Raw genomic sequence first — 16,561 nt, forward strand, 5'->3', positions numbered from 1 at the left:
CTCACGCCTCCTCTTCCTCGGCGGCGGGCTGCTGCGGGACCCAGGCCAGGGCCAGAGCGCTGCCCACGGCGGTGAGCAGGAAGCCGAGCAGGAGACCGCCGAGGTTGGCGGCCATCAGGCTGACCAGGGACAGGACGGCGGACAGAACTCCGGCGAAGTAGCGCAGCGGCGGGTTCTGCCAGGTCGTCAGCCCGGCCACGGCGAACAACGCGCCCAGGGTCCACGACGCGGCGCCCGCGGTGCCGGTGAACCGCAGGAACCCCAGACCGCTCCAGGAGACGCAGATCATCTCCAGCCCGCCCAGAGTCAGCAACAGTCCGGCGGCGAACGGGCGGCCGCCCCGCCATTCCCGCCACTTCGACCATCGCTGAGTGACGACCGCGGCGGTCACCGGTGCCCCTCCCGCGCGCAGCCGCCCTCGCCCTGGTGGAGGTCGATGGTGACTCCACTGGCCGTGATCGTCCCCGCGGTGAAGGCCCGCGGCTCGGTGCTGACCTCGCGGCCGCTGACCTTGCGCGCGCCGACGCTGAACAGACCCGTGGACCGGGTCAGGGACACCTGCGGGGTGCTGAACTCGGCGCCGGAGACGGACACGGATCGCGCGGTGGCCTTGCCCGCCTCCACCGTCAGCCCCGTGGCGGAGGCCCGGTCGATGTGGACGACTGCCGTCACTGCTCCGACGAGGGGCAGTTGAGCGGTGGACGTGACGCAGGCGTCCTCCACCCGAGCCTGTTCCAGCCGGGTCGCCAGTGCCGGCAACAGCCCGCCACGGCCGGATCCCGAAGGGGAGGCCGTCAGGTCGGAGCCGGAGACCCGTGCAGCGTGCACGGTGACCGGTACCTGGCCCGCGAAGGCCACCGCTACGGCACCTTGTGCGCTGCCCGCCAGCAGGGCGGTGCCGCCGACGGACAAGGGCGCAAGGGCCAGGGCGAATCGGAGCTTGCTCGTGCGCCCCGTCATTCTGGTCGGACGATCGACATTTCTGATCACGTCCTGCCCCAACGACCATGGCGCGGCCAGGTGGCGCCCATCGGATTGATCGGACCATCACATGGGGTGCGGCTTCGTCTTCTTGTGACACCAGTTGGCTGCCTTCCTCCTTTCCCCAGGTGACGGACCGGGACCGGCATCGTTGGAGGGGCGTGCATGGAGGTAAGGGCAACTGGCGCCCGGTGCGCAGGCCGCGCAAGGAAGGCACCGTCAACGGTCCGTCACCGGTCGCTGTGGTCACCGGAGCCGCACGCGGGGTGGGGCGCGCCGTCGCCGGGCGGCTCGCCGGCGACGGCTACCGGCTCGTGCTCGGCGACGTCGACGGACACGGGCTGCACCGAGCCGCGGCCGAACTCGGCGGAGAACCTGTCCTGGTGGAGGGGGACATCGCCCGTGCGGAAGCCGCGGAGCAACTCGCCGGGGCCGCCGAGGCTCACTTCGGGCGGCTCGATGTGTGGGTGAACAACGCCGGGATCGTGCCCCTGGGGCGGCTGGACGATCAGGAAGCCGGTCTGCTGGCCTATGCCTGCCAGGTCAACCTCACCGGAACCGTGCAGGGTTGCCGCGCCGCCGCGCTGCGGATGCACCCCCAGGGGGGCGGGCACATCGTGAACATCGCCAGCGTGCTCGCCGTCAAGCCACTGCCCGGCTTCGCGGCCTACAGCGCGACCAAGGCCGGCGTGCTGGCCCTCTCCCGGAGTCTGCACCGCGAACTGCGCGTCGACGGCATCCACGTCACCGCAGTCCTGCCGTACATGGTGCACACCGCTGCCGCCGCCGGTATCCGCCCCCGCGTTCTGCCCGCGCTCCGGCCCCAGCAGGTGGCCGACGCGGTCGCCGGCGTCCTTCAACGGCCCCGCCCGCAGGTGTTCGTACCGCGCGCGGCACGGCTGCTGTCGCTCACCGCCCTGCTGCCCCAGTGGGCCGACGGCATGATCGACGCGCTGCTGGGCACGGATGCCATCGCCCGGGACGCGGACGCCGCCCTTCGCGGACCGTACGAGACCGAACTCCGAGACTGGGGGTCGACATGATCCGCTGGGGCTTCCGTGAGACTTGCGGACAGCAGGTGTCCGCAAGCAGGGCTAGCGTGCGGGGCATGACGAAGACGACAGCGACGGCTCCCGTGCTCGGTACCCGCGCGCTCAACCGCGCGACCCTCGAACGGCAGCTGCTCCTGCGCCGGTCCCCGCTCTCCGCCAAGGCCGCCGTCGAGCATCTCCTCGGTCTCCAGGCGCAGAACGTCAAGCCGCCGTACTACGCGCTGGCCGCCCGCCTCGACGGCTTCACCCCCGAGGAGCTGTCCGGGCTGCTGGCGGACCGCGAGGTCGTCCGTATCGTCACCATGCGCTCGACCATCCACACCCACACCGCCGCCGACGCCCTCACCCTGCGTCCGCTCGTCCAGCCGGCCCGCGACCGTGAACTCACCAACTTCCGCAAGGGCCTTGTGGGCGTGGACCTCGACCGGCTCGCCGCCCTCGCCCGCGACCTCGTCGAGGCCGAGCCGCGCACCATGAAGCAACTGCGCGAGGCCCTGCAGACCGAGTGGCCGGATGCCGACCCCCAGGCCCTCGCCATCGCAGCCCGCTGTAAACTCCCCCTCGTCCAGGTCACCCCACGTGGCCTGTGGGGCAAAAGCGGCCAGGTCGCCCTGACCACAGCGGAACACTGGCTGGGCGCCCCCACCGCCCGCACGATGCCCCCGGCCACCACTTCATCGGCCGCGACTCCGCCGCGCGCGGCAGCACGGGGCGCGGCCTCGTCGGCCCCCACCGCCCCGCCGTCGGAGGCACCGCCCGCCGAAACCGCCCAGTCCCCCGACGCCACCGTCCTGCGTTATCTCGCCGCCTTCGGGCCCGCATCCGTCAAGGACATGCAGACCTGGGCCGGGCTGACCCGGTTGCGTGAGGCCTTCGAGCGGCTTCGGTCGCAGCTCGTCACATTCCGGGACGAGAGTGGCGTCGAGCTCTTCGATCTGCCGGAGGCGCCGCGGCCCGACGCGGAGACTCCGGCGCCGCCCCGTTTCCTCCCCGAGTTCGACAACCTGCTCCTCTCCCATGCCGACCGCACCCGGGTCGTCCCGGCCGAGTACTGGGGGCGCAGCTGGGTGGGCAATCAGGCCTACTGCACCTTCCTCGTCGACGGCTTCCTGGCGGGGGTGTGGAGGCTGGAGGAGGGCGCGCTCGTCATCGAGCCGTTCGGCACACTCGGCAAGGCCCAGCGCGCGGAACTCGAGGAAGAAGCGGTGCGGATGCTCGACACCATGCATCCGGGAACGTCGTACGACATCCGGTTCGGGACCGTGATGCCGTAGGCCTCAGCCCGCCCGGCCCCTCTAGAGTCGAGCCCATGGAACTGCGGCAGCTCACCTATTTCGTGACCGTCGCCGAGGAACTGCACTTCGGGCGGGCGGCCGAACGGCTGCACATCGTGCAGTCCGCGGTGAGCATGCAGATACAGCGCCTGGAGCGGGAGCTGGGCGCCGAGTTGTTCGACCGGACGCCGCGCAGGGTGCGGCTCACGGCGGCGGGGGAGCGGCTGCTGCCCGAGGCGCGGGAGGTGCTGGCGGCGGCCGACCGGGCGCGTGCCGCCGTCGCCCCGCCGCCCGGCCTGCGGATCGGCACCAGTACGGGCCTGGGCACGCATCTCGACCGTGTGCTCACCGCGTTCGCGCGCCGCGCGCCGGACGTGCCCGTCGAACTGTTCTCGCTGCCGGTGGCCGAACGCCTGGCCCGGGTCGCGGGCGGCCAGTTGGACGCCGCTTTCGTACGGGCCGTCGAACCGGTGCCCGGCGTACGCGTGCTGCCCCTGTGGCCCGACCCGTTGGTGGCCGCCCTCCCCGCCACCCACCCCCTGGCCGGCCGCGCGGAGATCGGCATCGAGGAACTGGCCGAGGTCCCGCTCGCCCTCACCGAGCGCCGCAACAACCCCGCCCTGGTCGACCTGGTCGTCGGCGCCTGTCACGAGGCCGGGTTCGAGCCGCGGCCCGGTCCGGCGAGCGGCTCCCTCCAGGACACCCTCGCCACCATCGGCAGCCGCCCGCTGTGGACCGTCGTGTACGCCTCCCACGCGCGCGTGCTGCACAGCCCCCGCGTCGCCTTCGTACCGTTCCGCGCGCCCGGCCTCGCCCTGTCCACGGGCCTCGCCGTGCCCCTCAGCGACCCGCCCCCGCACCTGGACACCCTGCTGCTGGCCTGCGGCGATCACGAGAACTGATCGCTGCGGTCGCGGTCTGATTCTTGGTCGCGGGCGCCCGACGCGATGGACTGTACTCACCGAAAGGGACCGCAGCAGGCCCCAACAGGCAGCGTATTCAAGGGAGTTCAGCCATGCCGATCGTCACCGTCCAGCAGGGTCCCCGCGACACCGAGCTCAAGCGGGACCTCGTCAAGCGCATCACCGACGCCTTCGTGGACGCCTACCGGATCCCGGCCGAGACCGTTCAGGTGTGGATCCACGAGGTGCCGGCGGACAGCTGGGGCGCGGCGGGCAGGCTCACCGCCGACAAGTAGCGCCACCCGCGCGACGGGCAGGGCATGGAAAGGGGGCGCTGCGAGCTGCTCGTGGTAGCCCGCAACGCCCCCTTGTCTCTCACCTGAGGGGTGCTCAGGAGATCTTCTGGAGCACTCGTCCTACGAGTTGACCTGCTCGGTCACCAGGCTGGAGAAGGTGGTCAGCCGGGTGTAGACACCCGGGTACCCCGCCTCCGCGCAGCCGTTGCCCCAAGAAGTGATCCCTGCCAGGACGCCCCCGATGAGCAGGGGACCGCCGCTGTCGCCCTGGCAGGTGTCTACGCCGCCGGATGTGTATCCGGCGCAAACCATGTCGGTCTGCACGAAGTCAGAACCGTAGGAGCTCTTGCAGCCGGCGTCGGCCACGATCGGCACGGTCGCGGTCCGCAGCTGGTTGGAGGAGCTGCCGTTCTCCGAGGTGGTGCCCCATCCGAGGATGCGGGCGGTGGTGCCGGCCGCGTACACCGACGTGTCCGAGGACGAGACGTAGGAGGCTGTCGTGTACGGCATCGACGTCGACAGCGTCAGTACGGCCACGTCGTCGCCGTTGGTGGCGTCGGTGTAGTCCGGGTTGATCCAGATCTTGCTGACCTTGCTGACCGTGCCGTTGGTGCCGTTCAGATAGGTGCGGCCGCCGACGACTCTGACGTTGCCGGCGCTCTCTCCGACCATGCAGTGAGCGGCGGTGATCACCTTGGTGGCGGAGACGAGGGTGCCGCCGCAGAACTGGTTCTGCGAGGCGTCGGTGATCTGCATGACGAACGGGTAGGCCGTGGTCGTGGTCGTGGTGCCGCCCACGATGGGCTGGGGCGCGGCTGCCGCGGAAGACGCGCCGAGCAGTGCGGTGGCGGCCGCTGCAGCGGCCGCCGTGACTACCGCGGCGGTCTTCCTGGCACGGTTGGACCCGAACATGAGTCTCCTCAGTGGGGGTTGCCGGTGGGGGTCGCGCGGGTGTGGGGGGTTGAGCACGGGGGCCGCGGGACCGACCCCCGTATGCCCGGGCGAGCGGCACGTCCTCAAGCTAGGACGCGGAACCCCCGGCTCCCAATGAGGGAACCCCCTAGGGGGTTGTGTAAGGGAAAACCCTCGGTCGGGTTCAGTTAACCTGGCGCGCCGTCACTTCGCTCGCCGTGCCGCCGCCAAACGGACGATATCCACGCGCGAGCGGATCCCCAGCTTGCGGTAGACCCGGGTCAGTGTCGCCTCGACCGTCTTCACGCTGATGAACAGCCGCGCGGCGATCTCCCGGTTGGTCGCGCCCTCCATGACGAGCGCGGCGACCTGGCGTTCCATCGCGGCGAGCCCTTCCAGGCCCTCCGACGCGGCGGTGGGGGCGATCGGTTCCACCGGGCTCGCCACGGCCGCCGCCTCCACCTGACGCACCCACGGCAGCGCCCGGCAACGGCGGAACAGCCGGGCCGCCTCGTCGTACGACGCGCGGCCCGTCCGGCCGGGACGCAGCGACGCCAGCGCGAACGCGGCGCGTGCCTCCTCCAGGCCGTAGCCCAGCTTGGCGAGCCGGTTCTGCGCCGACGTCAGCTGGGCGAGCGCTGCCTCGTGCTCGCCGCGTGCGGCCCGTACCAGTGCCTCGGCCCGGTCCAGCACGGCCAGCACGCCCTCGCGCCCGAGCCGCACGGCGTGTTCGCGCGCCACGTCGAGGAGTTGCTGCGCCTCCTCGGTCTCGCCGGTGCGGACGAGGGCCTCGGCGAGGTCGCCGTGCCAGCGGCCGCGCGCGGGGTCGGTGATGCCCAGCCCGTTCTCCAGGTCCCGTACCCGGCGCAGCGAGCGGACCGCGCCCTCGGCGTCCCCGGCGACCAGCTGGGCGTGCCCGAGCGCGGTCAGCCCCCGGGAGATGTACATCTGGTCGCCGGCCCGCTCGGCCAGCTCCACCGCCTCCCGGCCCAGCGTCAGCGCCCGCTCCACGTCCCCGCCGGAGGCCTCGGCGAGGGAGGCGAGCACGGCGGAGGACATCTCGCCGATCCCCGAGTCACGGGCCAGCCGCATGCTCTCCCGGGCCAGGTCGAGGGCCCGGCCGCAGTGCCCGGAGCGCAGTTCGGTCTCGGCGAGCAGACGCACGAAGTGCACCTCGCTCTCGACCATGCCGCGCCGGCGCGCCTCGCGCAGCAGCGCGTTGACGGTGGAGCGGGCCTCGGGCAGCTGGTCGCTCATGATCAGCCAGCGGTAGCGGGTCGCGCCCGCCCCGTTGTGGTGGCAGGCCACGTCGGGGAGCTGAGGTTCCTTCAGCGCGCGTTTGATGGTCGCGGGGGCGTCCGGGTGACCCATCAGGGTCTCGGTCGTCGCCTGGAAGGCCAGTGCGAGGAGTTCGGTGCGCCGGTCGCCGGCCCGGGCGGCGAGCTCGGCGGCGTGCGCGGCCTCCTCCCGGCCGATGGCGAAGTCGCCCTCCACGACCAGTCCGCGCCAGGCCAGCTGGTAGTGGACCTGGGCCAGCAGCCCCGGGTCGTCGCCGGCGTCGGCCAGGGCCTGCGGGTAGACGGTGTCGACCTCGCCGAGGGCCTGCCCGGCGGCTTCGATGACCACCATCCAGGCCCTTACCCTGTCCGCGGGCTCGGCGGCCCGGGTCAGCACGTCGCGGGCGATGTCCCGGGCGAGGTCCACCTCGCCGGCGGTGATCGCGTCCTCGGCCGCCTCCAGCCGGCGCTCGTCCGGGCCCGGCTCGCCGTCGGCCGGGGTGTGCCGGGCGGCGAGCAGTCCGAGCGAGGCGGCGACCGAGGGTGCCCCGCGGTCCCGGGCCGTGGCGGCGGCCTCGGCGAGCCGGGCAGCCGCCTCCGGGTCGGTGCCGGTGGTCGCGAGGGCGAGGTGGCGGGCCCGCTCGATGGGGTCGGAGGCCGCCGTGGACAGCGCGGCGTGCGCGGCCCGCCGGTCCTGCGCGGGCGCCTCCGCGTACAGCGCGGCCGAGATCAGCGGATGCGCAAAGCGTACGGCGGGGCCCTCCGGCTCGGTGGCCAGCAGCCCCAGTTCGGCCGCCTGCGCGGTCTCGGCCTCGGCGTTCTCCCGGCCGGCGTCGTGCAGCAGGGCGAGGGTGGGGCGGGCCCCGACGCTGGCCACCAGCAGGGTGCGGCGGGCCTCGACGGAGAGCATGTCGAGCCGGTTCAGGACGAGGGCGCGCAGCGAGGTGGGCACCGGCAGCGGCTCACCGGGCCGCGGCGGGGTCGGGCTCTCGGCCAGGGCGCGGCCCAGTTCGAGGGCGAAGAACGGGTTGCCGCCGCTGGTGCGGTGGATGTCCCGGACGGTGGACCGCGGCAGGCCCGTGTAGCCGCGGTGGTCGAGCAGCGCGGACACCTGGGCGCGGGAGAGCCCGCCGAGCCGCACGGCCAGGGTGTCGGGCGGGGAGGCGCTCAGGTGGCGGTCGTACTCCTGGCCCTCGGTGCGGACCGCGCACAGCAGTTGCACCGGGGTGTCGCCGAGGCGGCGGGCGGCGAAGCCGAGGAGTTCCGCGCTCGCCGGGTCCAGCCACTGCAGATCGTCCGCGACGACGAGGACGGGGCCCTGCGCGGCGAGCGCGCGCAGCGCCGACAGGACGGCCAGGCGCAGGGCGAGGCCGTCGCGCTGGAGGGTGGACTCGCCGCGGCCGGTGAGCGCCGACTCCAGTGCCGTGCGCTGCGCGGCGGGCAGCTTGTCGTACACCTGGTCCACGACCAGGCCGAGCAGGTCGGCGAGGGCCAGGAAGGGGAGGTGGGATTCGGACTCGGTCGCCGAGCAGCGCAGCACGGTGCGGGCGGCTGTCCCGTATTCGGATGCCAATGCCCGCAGAGCGGTCGACTTTCCTATTCCGGCGGGGCCGTGGAGCAGCACGCTGCCGCCCCGCGCGAGCTGCTCGCGCGCAGCGCTGAGCAGCTCGTCCCGGCCGATGACCAGGTCGGGGTGGCGTCTGGCAGGCTCCCTCAAGTCCCCTCGCACGGTCACCGCTCCCCTCCGAGTGTCGTGTTCGGGCCAAATTCTAGGCAATCTCTCTTTGAAATTCGGACGGACGCCGTGGTGAGGGATATAACAACGGTCGGGCATGGAGAAATTCAAGGCTCCGGTGAACGAATAGGGCGCTACGGCAGCAGCCCCGCCCGGCGCGCCGCGGCCACCGCCTCCCCCCGCGTGTGAGCGCCCAGTTTGCGCATCGCCGACCGCAGGTATCCCTTGACCGTCTCGGCACGCAGCCCGAGCCGCTCGGCGGCCACCGCGTTGGTGGCCCCCGCCGCCACACAGGCCAGTACGTCCAGCTCGCGGGGGGCCAGATCGACCCCGTGAGCCTGCCTCTTCGGGGTCAGCAGCCCGCACACGCCGAGCAGCTCCGCCCGCAGCGCCGGGTCGGCGATCCGCGGTGCCAGCGCGCGCAGGGCCGCGTGGGCCTCCCGCACCTGCTCCCAGGCGGCACCCGCCGCCGGGCCCCGCTCCGGCTCGCCGCGGGCGGCCGCCGCCAGCAGTCCCCGCGCCTCGTCCCCCACGGCCAGCGCCTGCTCCACGTCCCGCGCCGCCTCCATCGCCGCACCCAGCGTCCGGTCCCCGAGCGGCTGCGCCGTGCGCAGGGCGCCGTAGAGCACCCCCCGTACCCGGCGCCGTACGACGACCGGCACCGCGAGGATCGAATGCAGCCCCTCGGTGGCGACCGGGATGTCGTACTCGTGGCTGATCTGCCGCGAGGAGGAGTAGTCCGTCACCGCGCACGGCCGGGCGAGCGCGACCGCCCGGCCGCCCAGGCCGTTGCCCGAGGTCACCGGCAGTCCGCTCAGCGCGGGTGTCTCGGTGCCGCTGAGTTCGCTGATGCGCATGTGCCGGCGCCCCGGCTCCACCAGGCCGCCGAAGGCGACCGGCAGCCCGGTCGTGCGCCGCAGCCGTACCAGCGCACTGCGTATCTCGACCGCCCCGGCCGTGTCTGCTGTCACCTGCTTGCCCTCTCCCTGCAGCGCACACCCCCGTTCGGGGGTAGTGAGACCTGCATCACGGATTACACGATGGCAGAGAGCCGCCCGGCAATGGTCCGGTGATGAGGAGGAACGAGGAATGACGACGGCGACGGAGCTCTTCCGCAGTGCGCGGGACTTCCTGCTGGAGCACCGCGAGGACTACGCGAGGGCGTACGAGGGTTTCAGCTGGCCCCGGCCCGAGCGTTTCAACTGGGCGCTCGACTGGTTCGACGTCATCGCCGACGGCAACGACCGGACCGCCCTGCACATCGTCGAGGAGGACGGGAGCGAGGTCCGGGTCTCGTTCGCGGAGATGTCCGACCGCTCCGACCGGGTGGCGAACTGGCTGCGCGAGCGCGGGGTGCGCGCCGAGGACCGGATCCTCGTCATGCTCGGGAACCAGGCCGAGCTGTGGGAGACGGCCCTCGCCGCGATGAAGCTGCGCGCCGTGGTCATCCCGGCCACCCCGCTGCTCGGCCCCGCCGACCTGCGCGACCGTGTCGAGCGGGGGCGAGTGAAGCACGTGATCGTACGGGCCGAGGACACCCCCAAGTTCGACGACGTCCCCGGCGCCTACACCCGCATCTGTGTCGGTGGTCTGCCGGAGGAGGGCTGGGAGCCGTACGAGGACGCGTACGCCCTCGCCTCCGCCGACTTCCTCCCCGACGGCCCCACGCTCGCGGACGACCCGCTCATGCTGTACTTCACCTCCGGCACCACCGCCCGGCCCAAGCTGGTCGAGCACACCCACACCTCGTACCCGATCGGCCACCTGGCGACGATGTACTGGGTCGGCCTCAAGCCGGGTGACGTGCACCTGAACATCTCCTCGCCCGGCTGGGCCAAGCACGCCTGGTCGAACCTGTTCGCCCCCTGGAACGCGGAGGCGACCGTCTTCATCCACAACTACACCCGCTTCGACGCGGCCCGGCTGATGGCCGAGATGGACCGGGCCAGGGTGACCACCTTCTGCGCCCCGCCCACCGTGTGGCGGATGCTCATCCAGGCCGACCTGACCCAGCTGCGCACCCCGCCGCGCGAGGTCGTGGCGGCGGGCGAGCCCCTGAACCCCGAGGTCATCGAGCAGGTCCGGCGGGCATGGGGCGTCACCATCCGGGACGGCTTCGGGCAGACCGAGACGGCCGTGCAGGTCGCCAACAGCCCCGGCCAGGAACTCAAGACCGGCTCGATGGGGCGGCCCAGCCCGGGCTACAAGGTCGAGCTCCTGGACCCGGTGACGGGCGCCCCCGGAGCCGCCGAGGGCGAGATCGCCCTCGACCTGTCGACCCGGCCCGTCGGCCTGATGACCGGCTACCACGGCGACCCGGACCGCACGGCGGAGGCGATGGCCGGCGGCTACTACCGCACCGGCGACATCGGCTCCCGCGACGCCGACGGCTACATCACCTACGTGGGCCGCGCCGACGACGTCTTCAAGGCCTCCGACTACAAGATCAGCCCCTTCGAGCTGGAGAGCGCGCTCCTCGAGCACGAGGCGGTGGCCGAGGCGGCCGTCGTGCCCGCCCCGGACGAGCTGCGCCTCGCCGTCCCCAAGGCGTACGTCGTCCTCGCCGAGGGCTGGCAGCCGGGCCCCGACACCGCGAAGGTGCTGTTCGAGCACTCCCGCGAGGTCCTCGCCCCGTACAAGCGCATCCGCCGCCTGGAGTTCGCGCCGCTGCCCAAGACCGTCTCCGGCAAGATCCGCCGGATCGAGCTGCGCGAGGCGACCGCCGCGGGCTCGGCCGACGAGTACCGCGAGGAGGACTTCCGGTGACCGCACTGTCGTACACGCACGGGACGAGCCCCACCGCCCTGCTCGGGGACACCATCGGCGCCAACCTTGACCGGGCCGTGGCCACCTGGCCGGATCGCGAGGCACTGGTCGACGTGCCGTCCGGGCGGCGCTGGACGTACGCCCAATTCAGTGCGGACGTCGAGGAGCTGGCGCGGGCGCTGGTGGCGAGCGGGGTCGCCAAGGGTGACCGGGTGGGCATCTGGGCGGTCAACTGTGCCGAGTGGGTGCTGGTCCAGTACGCCACCGCCCGGATCGGCGCGATCATGGTGAACATCAATCCGGCCTACCGCACCCATGAGGTCGAGTACGTCCTCAAGCAGGCCGGGATCTCCCTGCTCTTCGCCTCCCTCAGCCACAAGACGAGCGACTACCGGGCGATGGTCGAGGAGGTGCGGGGCCGCTGCCCCGAGCTGCGGGAGGTCGTGTACATCGGCGACCCGAGCTGGCAGGCCCTGCTCGGCCGCGGGACCGCCGAGGCCTCGTACGAGGAGCTGTCCTGCGACGACCCCATCAACATCCAGTACACCTCGGGCACGACCGGCTTCCCCAAGGGGGCCACCCTCTCCCACCACAACATCCTCAACAACGGCTACTTCGTGGGTGAGTTGATCGCCTACACCGAGCAGGACCGGATCTGCATCCCGGTGCCCTTCTACCACTGCTTCGGCATGGTGATGGGCAACCTCGCGGCCACCTCGCACGGCGCGTGCATGGTCATCCCGGCCCCGTCCTTCGACCCCAGGGCCACCCTCGAAGCCGTCCAGCAGGAGCGCTGCACCTCCCTGTACGGGGTCCCGACCATGTTCATCGCGGAGCTGAACCTCCCCGACTTCGCGGACTACGACCTCTCCACCCTCCGCACCGGCATCATGGCGGGCTCGCCCTGCCCGGTCGAGGTGATGAAGCGGGTGGTCGCCGAGATGCACATGGAGGAGGTCTCCATCTGCTACGGCATGACGGAGACGTCCCCGGTCTCCCTGCAGACCCGTCGGGACGACGATCTGGAGCACCGCACCGGAACGGTCGGCCGGGTCCTGCCGCACATCGAGGTGAAGGTCGTCGATCCGGCCACCGGAGTGACCCAACCGCGCGGTGTCCCGGGCGAGTTGTGCACGCGCGGCTACAGCGTGATGCTCGGCTACTGGAACGAGCCCGAGAAGACCGCCGAGGCCGTCGACCCCGGCCGCTGGATGCACACCGGCGACCTGGCGGTGATGCGCGAGGACGGCTACGTCGAGATCGTCGGCCGCATCAAGGACATGATCATCCGGGGCGGCGAGAACATCTACCCGCGCGAGATCGAGGAGTTCCTCTACGGCCACCCGAAGGTCGCGGACGTCCAGGTCGTGGGCGTACCACACGAGCGCTACGGCGAGGAGGTCCTCGCCTGCGTCATCCCGCGCGACCCGGCCGACCCGCCGACCCTTCAGGACGTGCGCGCCTTCTGCGAGGGCCGGCTGGCCCACTACAAGGTGCCCAGCCGGCTGCAGATCCTGGAGGCCTTCCCGATGACGGTCTCGGGGAAGGTGCGGAAGGTGGAACTGCGGGAGAAGTACGCCCTGTAGCCGGGCGGCCGGCATCAGACAGCCGGCATCAGACGGCCGGCTGAAGCAGCACGCAGCATCGCCCGTCCCGGGGGGCGGGACAGGCCTCGTAGCCGGTCTCGCCCCCCGGGCCGCGCAGCAGATGGAGGTTCATCCCGCACACCGTCTCCGTGTGCTCACGGGCCAGCGCGTGGAAGGGGCAGCTGGCATCGTGGCCGGTGTCGTCGTGGCCCTGGTCCCGTGCTTCGGCGGGTGGCTGGTGGCCGGCCGGCTGGCGGGCATCATCGTCGACCTGCTCACCGTCCCGGGCCACTACGACCTCGCGCTGCGGTACCGCGCCGAGCGGGAGCAGTGAACGCGCGGTTACGTGAACGCGTTCGAGCGGGGGTGTCCACGGCGCCCCCGCTCCTCGCGTGCGGGACTACCGCACCCCGGTGGCGTCCAGCTCGTCGGCGAGGCTGTTGACCGGCTGCGGGGTGCCCGTGAGGTCGAGCACGAACAGGGGGACGCCGAGGGTGTCCGCGCGGGTGCGGGCGTCGGTGGCGTAGCCGGCCAGGGAGAAGTAGACGCCGGCCGCCGACTCCGTCATGGCGGTCAGCCACAGGCACTCCACGTCCCGCAGCGAGGCCGGGCGCACGGTCGGGTCGACCTGGGCCAGCAGGCCGCGCGCGGCGATGCCGATGCCGGACGGGGGCCGCTGGTCGGCCCGGCGGATGTCCCGGTAGCCGAGCCAGCGCAGATACACGGCGGCGGCCGTCACCGCGTCCCGGGCGGTGCGGATGGTGACGGGCTGGAAGGGCCGGCGGCGCTTCGCCGGAGCGGGGGCGGCCTCGGCGCCCGCCTGCGCCGTGGCGGTCTGTCCGGCCAGCGGGATCCGCAGCACCGTCCCGCACGGACAGCCCAGCTCCGGGCGCGGCCACTGGTCCCGGCGGCCGCAGGAGCCGCACGGCAGCGTGACCCAGTCCTCCGCCCAGGTCCGATGGGTGACGGCCGTCGCCGTCCCCCGCGGGTCCAGCCGCGGTGCGACCGGCGCCCCGCACGTACACGGATACGACGGCGCCGCATACAGGTGCGCGCGCCCGCAGGCCGGACAGCGCACCGAGACGCTCTCTGACATGGCCCACATCGTCCTCCAGCGGGCCCCCGCTTGTCCGTCTCTTGACGGCCTTCCTCCGCCCACTTACATTGCTTCCAGATAGTAGAAAACAGTTTCCGCAATGTGGAAACTGTCGATGGAAGCCGATTACGGAAGAGCTCACCGCGGGGCGCGACGGGAGGGCTGGTCCGACAGCCGAAGCAGGAGTACTCGATGGCACGTATGACCGCTGCCCGCGCGGCAGTTGAGATCCTCAAGCGCGAGGGCGTCACCAACGCGTTCGGTGTGCCCGGCGCGGCGATCAACCCGTTCTACGCGGCGCTCAAGGCCTCCGGTGGCATCGACCACACCCTCGCCCGCCATGTCGAGGGCGCCTCGCACATGGCCGAGGGCTACACCCGCACCCACGCGGGCAACATCGGTGTCTGCATCGGCACGTCGGGGCCCGCCGGGACCGACATGATCACCGGCCTGTACTCGGCGATCGGGGACTCCATCCCGATCCTGTGCATCACGGGCCAGGCGCCGACCGCGGTGATCCACAAAGAGGACTTCCAGGCCGTCGACATCGCCTCGATCGCCAAGCCGGTCGCGAAAATGGCGGTCACCGTGCTTGAGGCCGCACAGGTTCCCGGCGTCTTCCAGCAGGCCTTCCACCTGATGCGCTCCGCCCGTCCCGGCCCGGTCCTCATCGACCTGCCGATCGACGTGCAGCTCACCGAGATCGAGTTCGACCCGGAGACCTACGAGCCGCTCCCGGTCTACAAGCCGGCCGCGAGCCGCGCCCAGATCGAGAAGGCGATCGGGCTGCTGAACGAGTCCGAGCGGCCGCTGATCGTCGCCGGCGGCGGTGTCATCAACGCCGACGCGGCCGAACTCCTCGTGGAATTCGCCGAGTTGACGGGTACTCCGGTCGTCCCGACCCTGATGGGCTGGGGTGTCCTGCCCGACGACCACGAGCTGAACGCCGGCATGGTGGGCCTGCAGACCTCGCACCGCTACGGCAACGCGACCTTCCTGGAGTCCGACTTCGTCCTCGGCATCGGCAACCGCTGGGCCAACCGCCACACCGGCAAGCTCGACGTCTACACGGCCGGCCGGACGTTCGTCCACGTCGACGTCGAGCCCACCCAGATCGGCAGGATCTTCGCCCCGGACTACGGCATCGCCTCCGACGCGAAGGCGGCCCTGGAGCTCTTCGTCGAGGTGGCAAGGGAGCTGAAGGCGGCCGGCAGGCTGCCCGACCGCTCCGCGTGGGCGGCCTCGGCACAGGAGAAGAAGGCGACTCTCCAGCGCCGTACGCACTTCGACGACATCCCGATCAAGCCGCAGCGCGTCTACGAGGAGATGAACAAGGCGTTCGGACCCGAGACCCGGTACGTCTCCACGATCGGCCTCTCTCAGATCGCCGGCGCCCAGATGCTGCACGTCTTCAAGCCGCGCCACTGGATCAACTGCGGCCAGGCGGGACCCCTCGGCTGGACCATCCCGGCCGCGCTGGGCGTCGCCAAGGCGGACCCGGAGGCGCAGGTCGTCGCGCTGTCCGGCGACTACGACTTCCAGTTCATGATCGAGGAGCTGGCGGTCGGCGCGCAGCACAGGATCCCCTACGTCCATGTCCTGGTGAACAACTCCTACCTGGGCCTGATCCGGCAGGCGCAGCGGGCGTTCGACATCGACTTCCAGGTCAAGCTGGAGTTCGAGAACATCAACTCGCCCGAGCTCGGCGTCTACGGCGTCGACCACGTCAAGGTCGCCGAGGGCCTGGGCTGCAAGGCGATCCGGGTGACCGACCCGAACGAGCTGGGTGCGGCCCTGGAGCAGGCCAAGAAGCTCGCCGCCGAGTTCCAGGTGCCGGTCGTCGTCGAGGCGATCCTGGAGCGCGTCACCAACATCGCCATGTCGACCACCAACGACATCAGCAACGTCATGGAGTTCGAGGAGCTCGCGACGGAGCCGGGGCACGCCCCGACGTCGATCAGGACGCTGAAGGTCTGAGCCGGCCGACAGCTGAGGGGCGGTCCAACCTGCCGGTTGGACCGCCCCTTTCGCGTGCCCGGCTCCCAGGAGCCGGCCCCCGTTTCCCCCGTGAGATCCCCCGTTTCCCCCGTGCGCTCTCCCGGTTCCCCCGTCATGGAGCCCGCCGCCCCCGTGTCGGCGGGCCCCATGTGACGTGAATATGCCCGCCGGTGGGTCCGGCTGAAGCCTCTTGAACCATGTTCAGAGCTGGATTTGAGGTTTGCGTAGACGTCCTACGTTGCGGGGCGTAGGCGTACGCATGCGCTCACGGCCCCTCGTGGTGTTCCGACAGCCCCGGCCAGTCGTCCGGGCCGCCGCCCTGCCACTCGATGAGGTCGCTCTCCTCGACGTCCGTGACGTACAGGTCGGCCAGGCGCAGGATCTCGCTGACGTCGTCGACGTGGGTGGCGATCCCCAGCGTCTCGTCGCCCTCCGTGACCCGCCGGGAGCCGTCCAGGGCCGGCGAGTGCACCACGATGTGCGGATGCTCCGTTGGATGTGCCATGCCTTCAGCGTCCTGCGGGCCGCGCCGATCCGCACCCCCACGAACGCCGAAAGGCGCCGGATGCGGGACCGTCCGCATCCGGCGCCGCTCGGCCGGTGAGGTCTTCGGTTGTGGCCGTCCGGCGGTGCGAGGCTGGGCGCGACAGAACGTTCGCGCCGCCGGACGGAGTCTGTGGATTGTG

15 protein-coding genes are annotated in these 16,561 nt (G+C 71.9%); 8 read left to right on the forward strand and 7 right to left on the reverse strand.

What is annotated here, in order from left to right:
- Nucleotide 1: 1 nt before the first annotated feature.
- Both ABD355_RS00215 and ABD355_RS00220 read right to left on the reverse strand, forming a co-directional pair.
- Nucleotides 2-391 carry a DUF6114 domain-containing protein gene (locus ABD355_RS00215; protein WP_344397862.1) on the reverse strand — a complete coding sequence of 130 codons (390 nt, stop codon included), beginning with the start codon at nucleotides 389-391 and terminating at the stop codon, nucleotides 2-4.
- Nucleotides 388-960: a DUF6230 family protein gene (locus ABD355_RS00220; protein WP_344397864.1), complete on the reverse strand. Its 573-nt coding sequence runs from the start codon at nucleotides 958-960 to the stop codon at nucleotides 388-390. The genes ABD355_RS00215 and ABD355_RS00220 overlap by 4 nt, the downstream gene beginning before the upstream one ends.
- A 182-nt stretch (nucleotides 961-1,142) precedes the next feature.
- Here ABD355_RS00220 and ABD355_RS00225 point away from each other — a divergent pair, with 182 nt between their 5' ends.
- The 4 genes from ABD355_RS00225 (at nucleotide 1,143) to dmpI (ending at nucleotide 4,505) form a co-directional block, all read left to right on the forward strand.
- Nucleotides 1,143-2,024, forward strand: coding sequence for an SDR family NAD(P)-dependent oxidoreductase (locus tag ABD355_RS00225; RefSeq protein WP_344397866.1), 882 nt, complete (start codon nucleotides 1,143-1,145; stop codon nucleotides 2,022-2,024).
- Between the two features lie 65 nt (nucleotides 2,025-2,089).
- Complete coding sequence (locus tag ABD355_RS00230) at nucleotides 2,090-3,307, forward strand: winged helix DNA-binding domain-containing protein (protein WP_344397868.1); 1,218 nt, start codon at nucleotides 2,090-2,092, stop codon at nucleotides 3,305-3,307.
- 35 nt (nucleotides 3,308-3,342) lie between these two features.
- A complete protein-coding gene (locus tag ABD355_RS00235; RefSeq protein ID WP_344397870.1) occupies nucleotides 3,343-4,209 on the forward strand; it encodes a LysR family transcriptional regulator in 867 nt (288 codons plus the stop codon).
- Between the two features lie 113 nt (nucleotides 4,210-4,322).
- Nucleotides 4,323-4,505, forward strand: coding sequence for a 4-oxalocrotonate tautomerase DmpI (dmpI, locus tag ABD355_RS00240; RefSeq protein ID WP_115909963.1), 183 nt, complete (start codon nucleotides 4,323-4,325; stop codon nucleotides 4,503-4,505).
- Between the two features lie 120 nt (nucleotides 4,506-4,625).
- Here dmpI and ABD355_RS00245 read toward each other — a convergent pair whose 3' ends face one another.
- From ABD355_RS00245 to ABD355_RS00255, 3 genes are all read right to left on the reverse strand, one after another.
- Nucleotides 4,626-5,417, reverse strand: coding sequence for a S1 family peptidase (locus tag ABD355_RS00245; RefSeq protein ID WP_344397871.1), 792 nt, complete (start codon nucleotides 5,415-5,417; stop codon nucleotides 4,626-4,628).
- A gap of 204 nt (nucleotides 5,418-5,621) precedes the next feature.
- Nucleotides 5,622-8,429, reverse strand: coding sequence for an ATP-binding protein (locus tag ABD355_RS00250; RefSeq protein WP_344397872.1), 2,808 nt, complete (start codon nucleotides 8,427-8,429; stop codon nucleotides 5,622-5,624).
- 134 nt (nucleotides 8,430-8,563) lie between these two features.
- The gene (locus tag ABD355_RS00255; RefSeq protein ID WP_344397873.1) at nucleotides 8,564-9,400 is read right to left on the reverse strand and encodes a helix-turn-helix transcriptional regulator; all 837 of its coding nucleotides are present in this window, start codon (nucleotides 9,398-9,400) and stop codon (nucleotides 8,564-8,566) included.
- A 118-nt stretch (nucleotides 9,401-9,518) separates the two neighbouring features.
- Between ABD355_RS00255 and ABD355_RS00260 the strand changes: the two genes are divergently transcribed.
- From ABD355_RS00260 to ABD355_RS00275, 3 genes are all read left to right on the forward strand, one after another.
- Nucleotides 9,519-11,195: an AMP-binding protein gene (locus ABD355_RS00260; protein ID WP_344397874.1), complete on the forward strand. Its 1,677-nt coding sequence runs from the start codon at nucleotides 9,519-9,521 to the stop codon at nucleotides 11,193-11,195.
- Nucleotides 11,192-12,781 (forward strand): AMP-binding protein, encoded by a 1,590-nt coding sequence (locus ABD355_RS00265; RefSeq protein WP_344397875.1) that lies wholly within the window; start codon nucleotides 11,192-11,194, stop codon nucleotides 12,779-12,781. Before ABD355_RS00260 ends, ABD355_RS00265 begins: the two co-directional genes overlap by 4 nt.
- 190 nt (nucleotides 12,782-12,971) lie before the next feature.
- A complete protein-coding gene (locus ABD355_RS00275; protein WP_344398139.1) occupies nucleotides 12,972-13,115 on the forward strand; it encodes a hypothetical protein in 144 nt (47 codons plus the stop codon).
- A gap of 66 nt (nucleotides 13,116-13,181) precedes the next feature.
- On the opposite strand, the gene ABD355_RS00280 is transcribed toward ABD355_RS00275, so the two are convergent.
- Nucleotides 13,182-13,886 (reverse strand): hypothetical protein, encoded by a 705-nt coding sequence (locus ABD355_RS00280; protein WP_344397876.1) that lies wholly within the window; start codon nucleotides 13,884-13,886, stop codon nucleotides 13,182-13,184.
- Between the two features lie 183 nt (nucleotides 13,887-14,069).
- On the opposite strand from ABD355_RS00280, the gene gcl reads away from it, so the two are divergent.
- Nucleotides 14,070-15,854 carry a glyoxylate carboligase gene (gene gcl, locus ABD355_RS00285; RefSeq protein ID WP_344397877.1) on the forward strand — a complete coding sequence of 595 codons (1,785 nt, stop codon included), beginning with the start codon at nucleotides 14,070-14,072 and terminating at the stop codon, nucleotides 15,852-15,854.
- Nucleotides 15,855-16,140: 286 nt separating this feature from the next.
- On the opposite strand, the gene ABD355_RS00290 is transcribed toward gcl, so the two are convergent.
- The gene (locus ABD355_RS00290) at nucleotides 16,141-16,380 is read right to left on the reverse strand and encodes a hypothetical protein (RefSeq protein ID WP_030940469.1); all 240 of its coding nucleotides are present in this window, start codon (nucleotides 16,378-16,380) and stop codon (nucleotides 16,141-16,143) included.
- Between the last annotated feature and the right edge of the window lie 181 nt (nucleotides 16,381-16,561).

The sequence above is a fragment of the Streptomyces longisporus genome (assembly GCF_039532765.1).
Classification (GTDB): domain Bacteria; phylum Actinomycetota; class Actinomycetes; order Streptomycetales; family Streptomycetaceae; genus Streptomyces; species Streptomyces longisporus.

Excerpts from the sequence above, each read along its gene's own strand:
- dmpI (WP_115909963.1), top strand. The coding sequence starts at position 4,323 with ATGCCGATCGTCACCGTCCAGCAGGGTCCCCGCGACACCGAGCTCAAG.
- ABD355_RS00235 (WP_344397870.1), top strand. The coding sequence starts at position 3,343 with ATGGAACTGCGGCAGCTCACCTATTTCGTGACCGTCGCCGAGGAACTG.
- ABD355_RS00245 (WP_344397871.1), bottom strand. The coding sequence starts at position 5,417 with ATGTTCGGGTCCAACCGTGCCAGGAAGACCGCCGCGGTAGTCACGGCG.
- ABD355_RS00260 (WP_344397874.1), top strand. The coding sequence starts at position 9,519 with ATGACGACGGCGACGGAGCTCTTCCGCAGTGCGCGGGACTTCCTGCTG.
- ABD355_RS00290 (WP_030940469.1), bottom strand. The coding sequence starts at position 16,380 with ATGGCACATCCAACGGAGCATCCGCACATCGTGGTGCACTCGCCGGCC.
- gcl (WP_344397877.1), top strand. The coding sequence starts at position 14,070 with ATGGCACGTATGACCGCTGCCCGCGCGGCAGTTGAGATCCTCAAGCGC.
- ABD355_RS00230 (WP_344397868.1), top strand. The coding sequence starts at position 2,090 with ATGACGAAGACGACAGCGACGGCTCCCGTGCTCGGTACCCGCGCGCTC.
- ABD355_RS00280 (WP_344397876.1), bottom strand. The coding sequence starts at position 13,886 with ATGTGGGCCATGTCAGAGAGCGTCTCGGTGCGCTGTCCGGCCTGCGGG.
- ABD355_RS00220 (WP_344397864.1), bottom strand. The coding sequence starts at position 960 with ATGACGGGGCGCACGAGCAAGCTCCGATTCGCCCTGGCCCTTGCGCCC.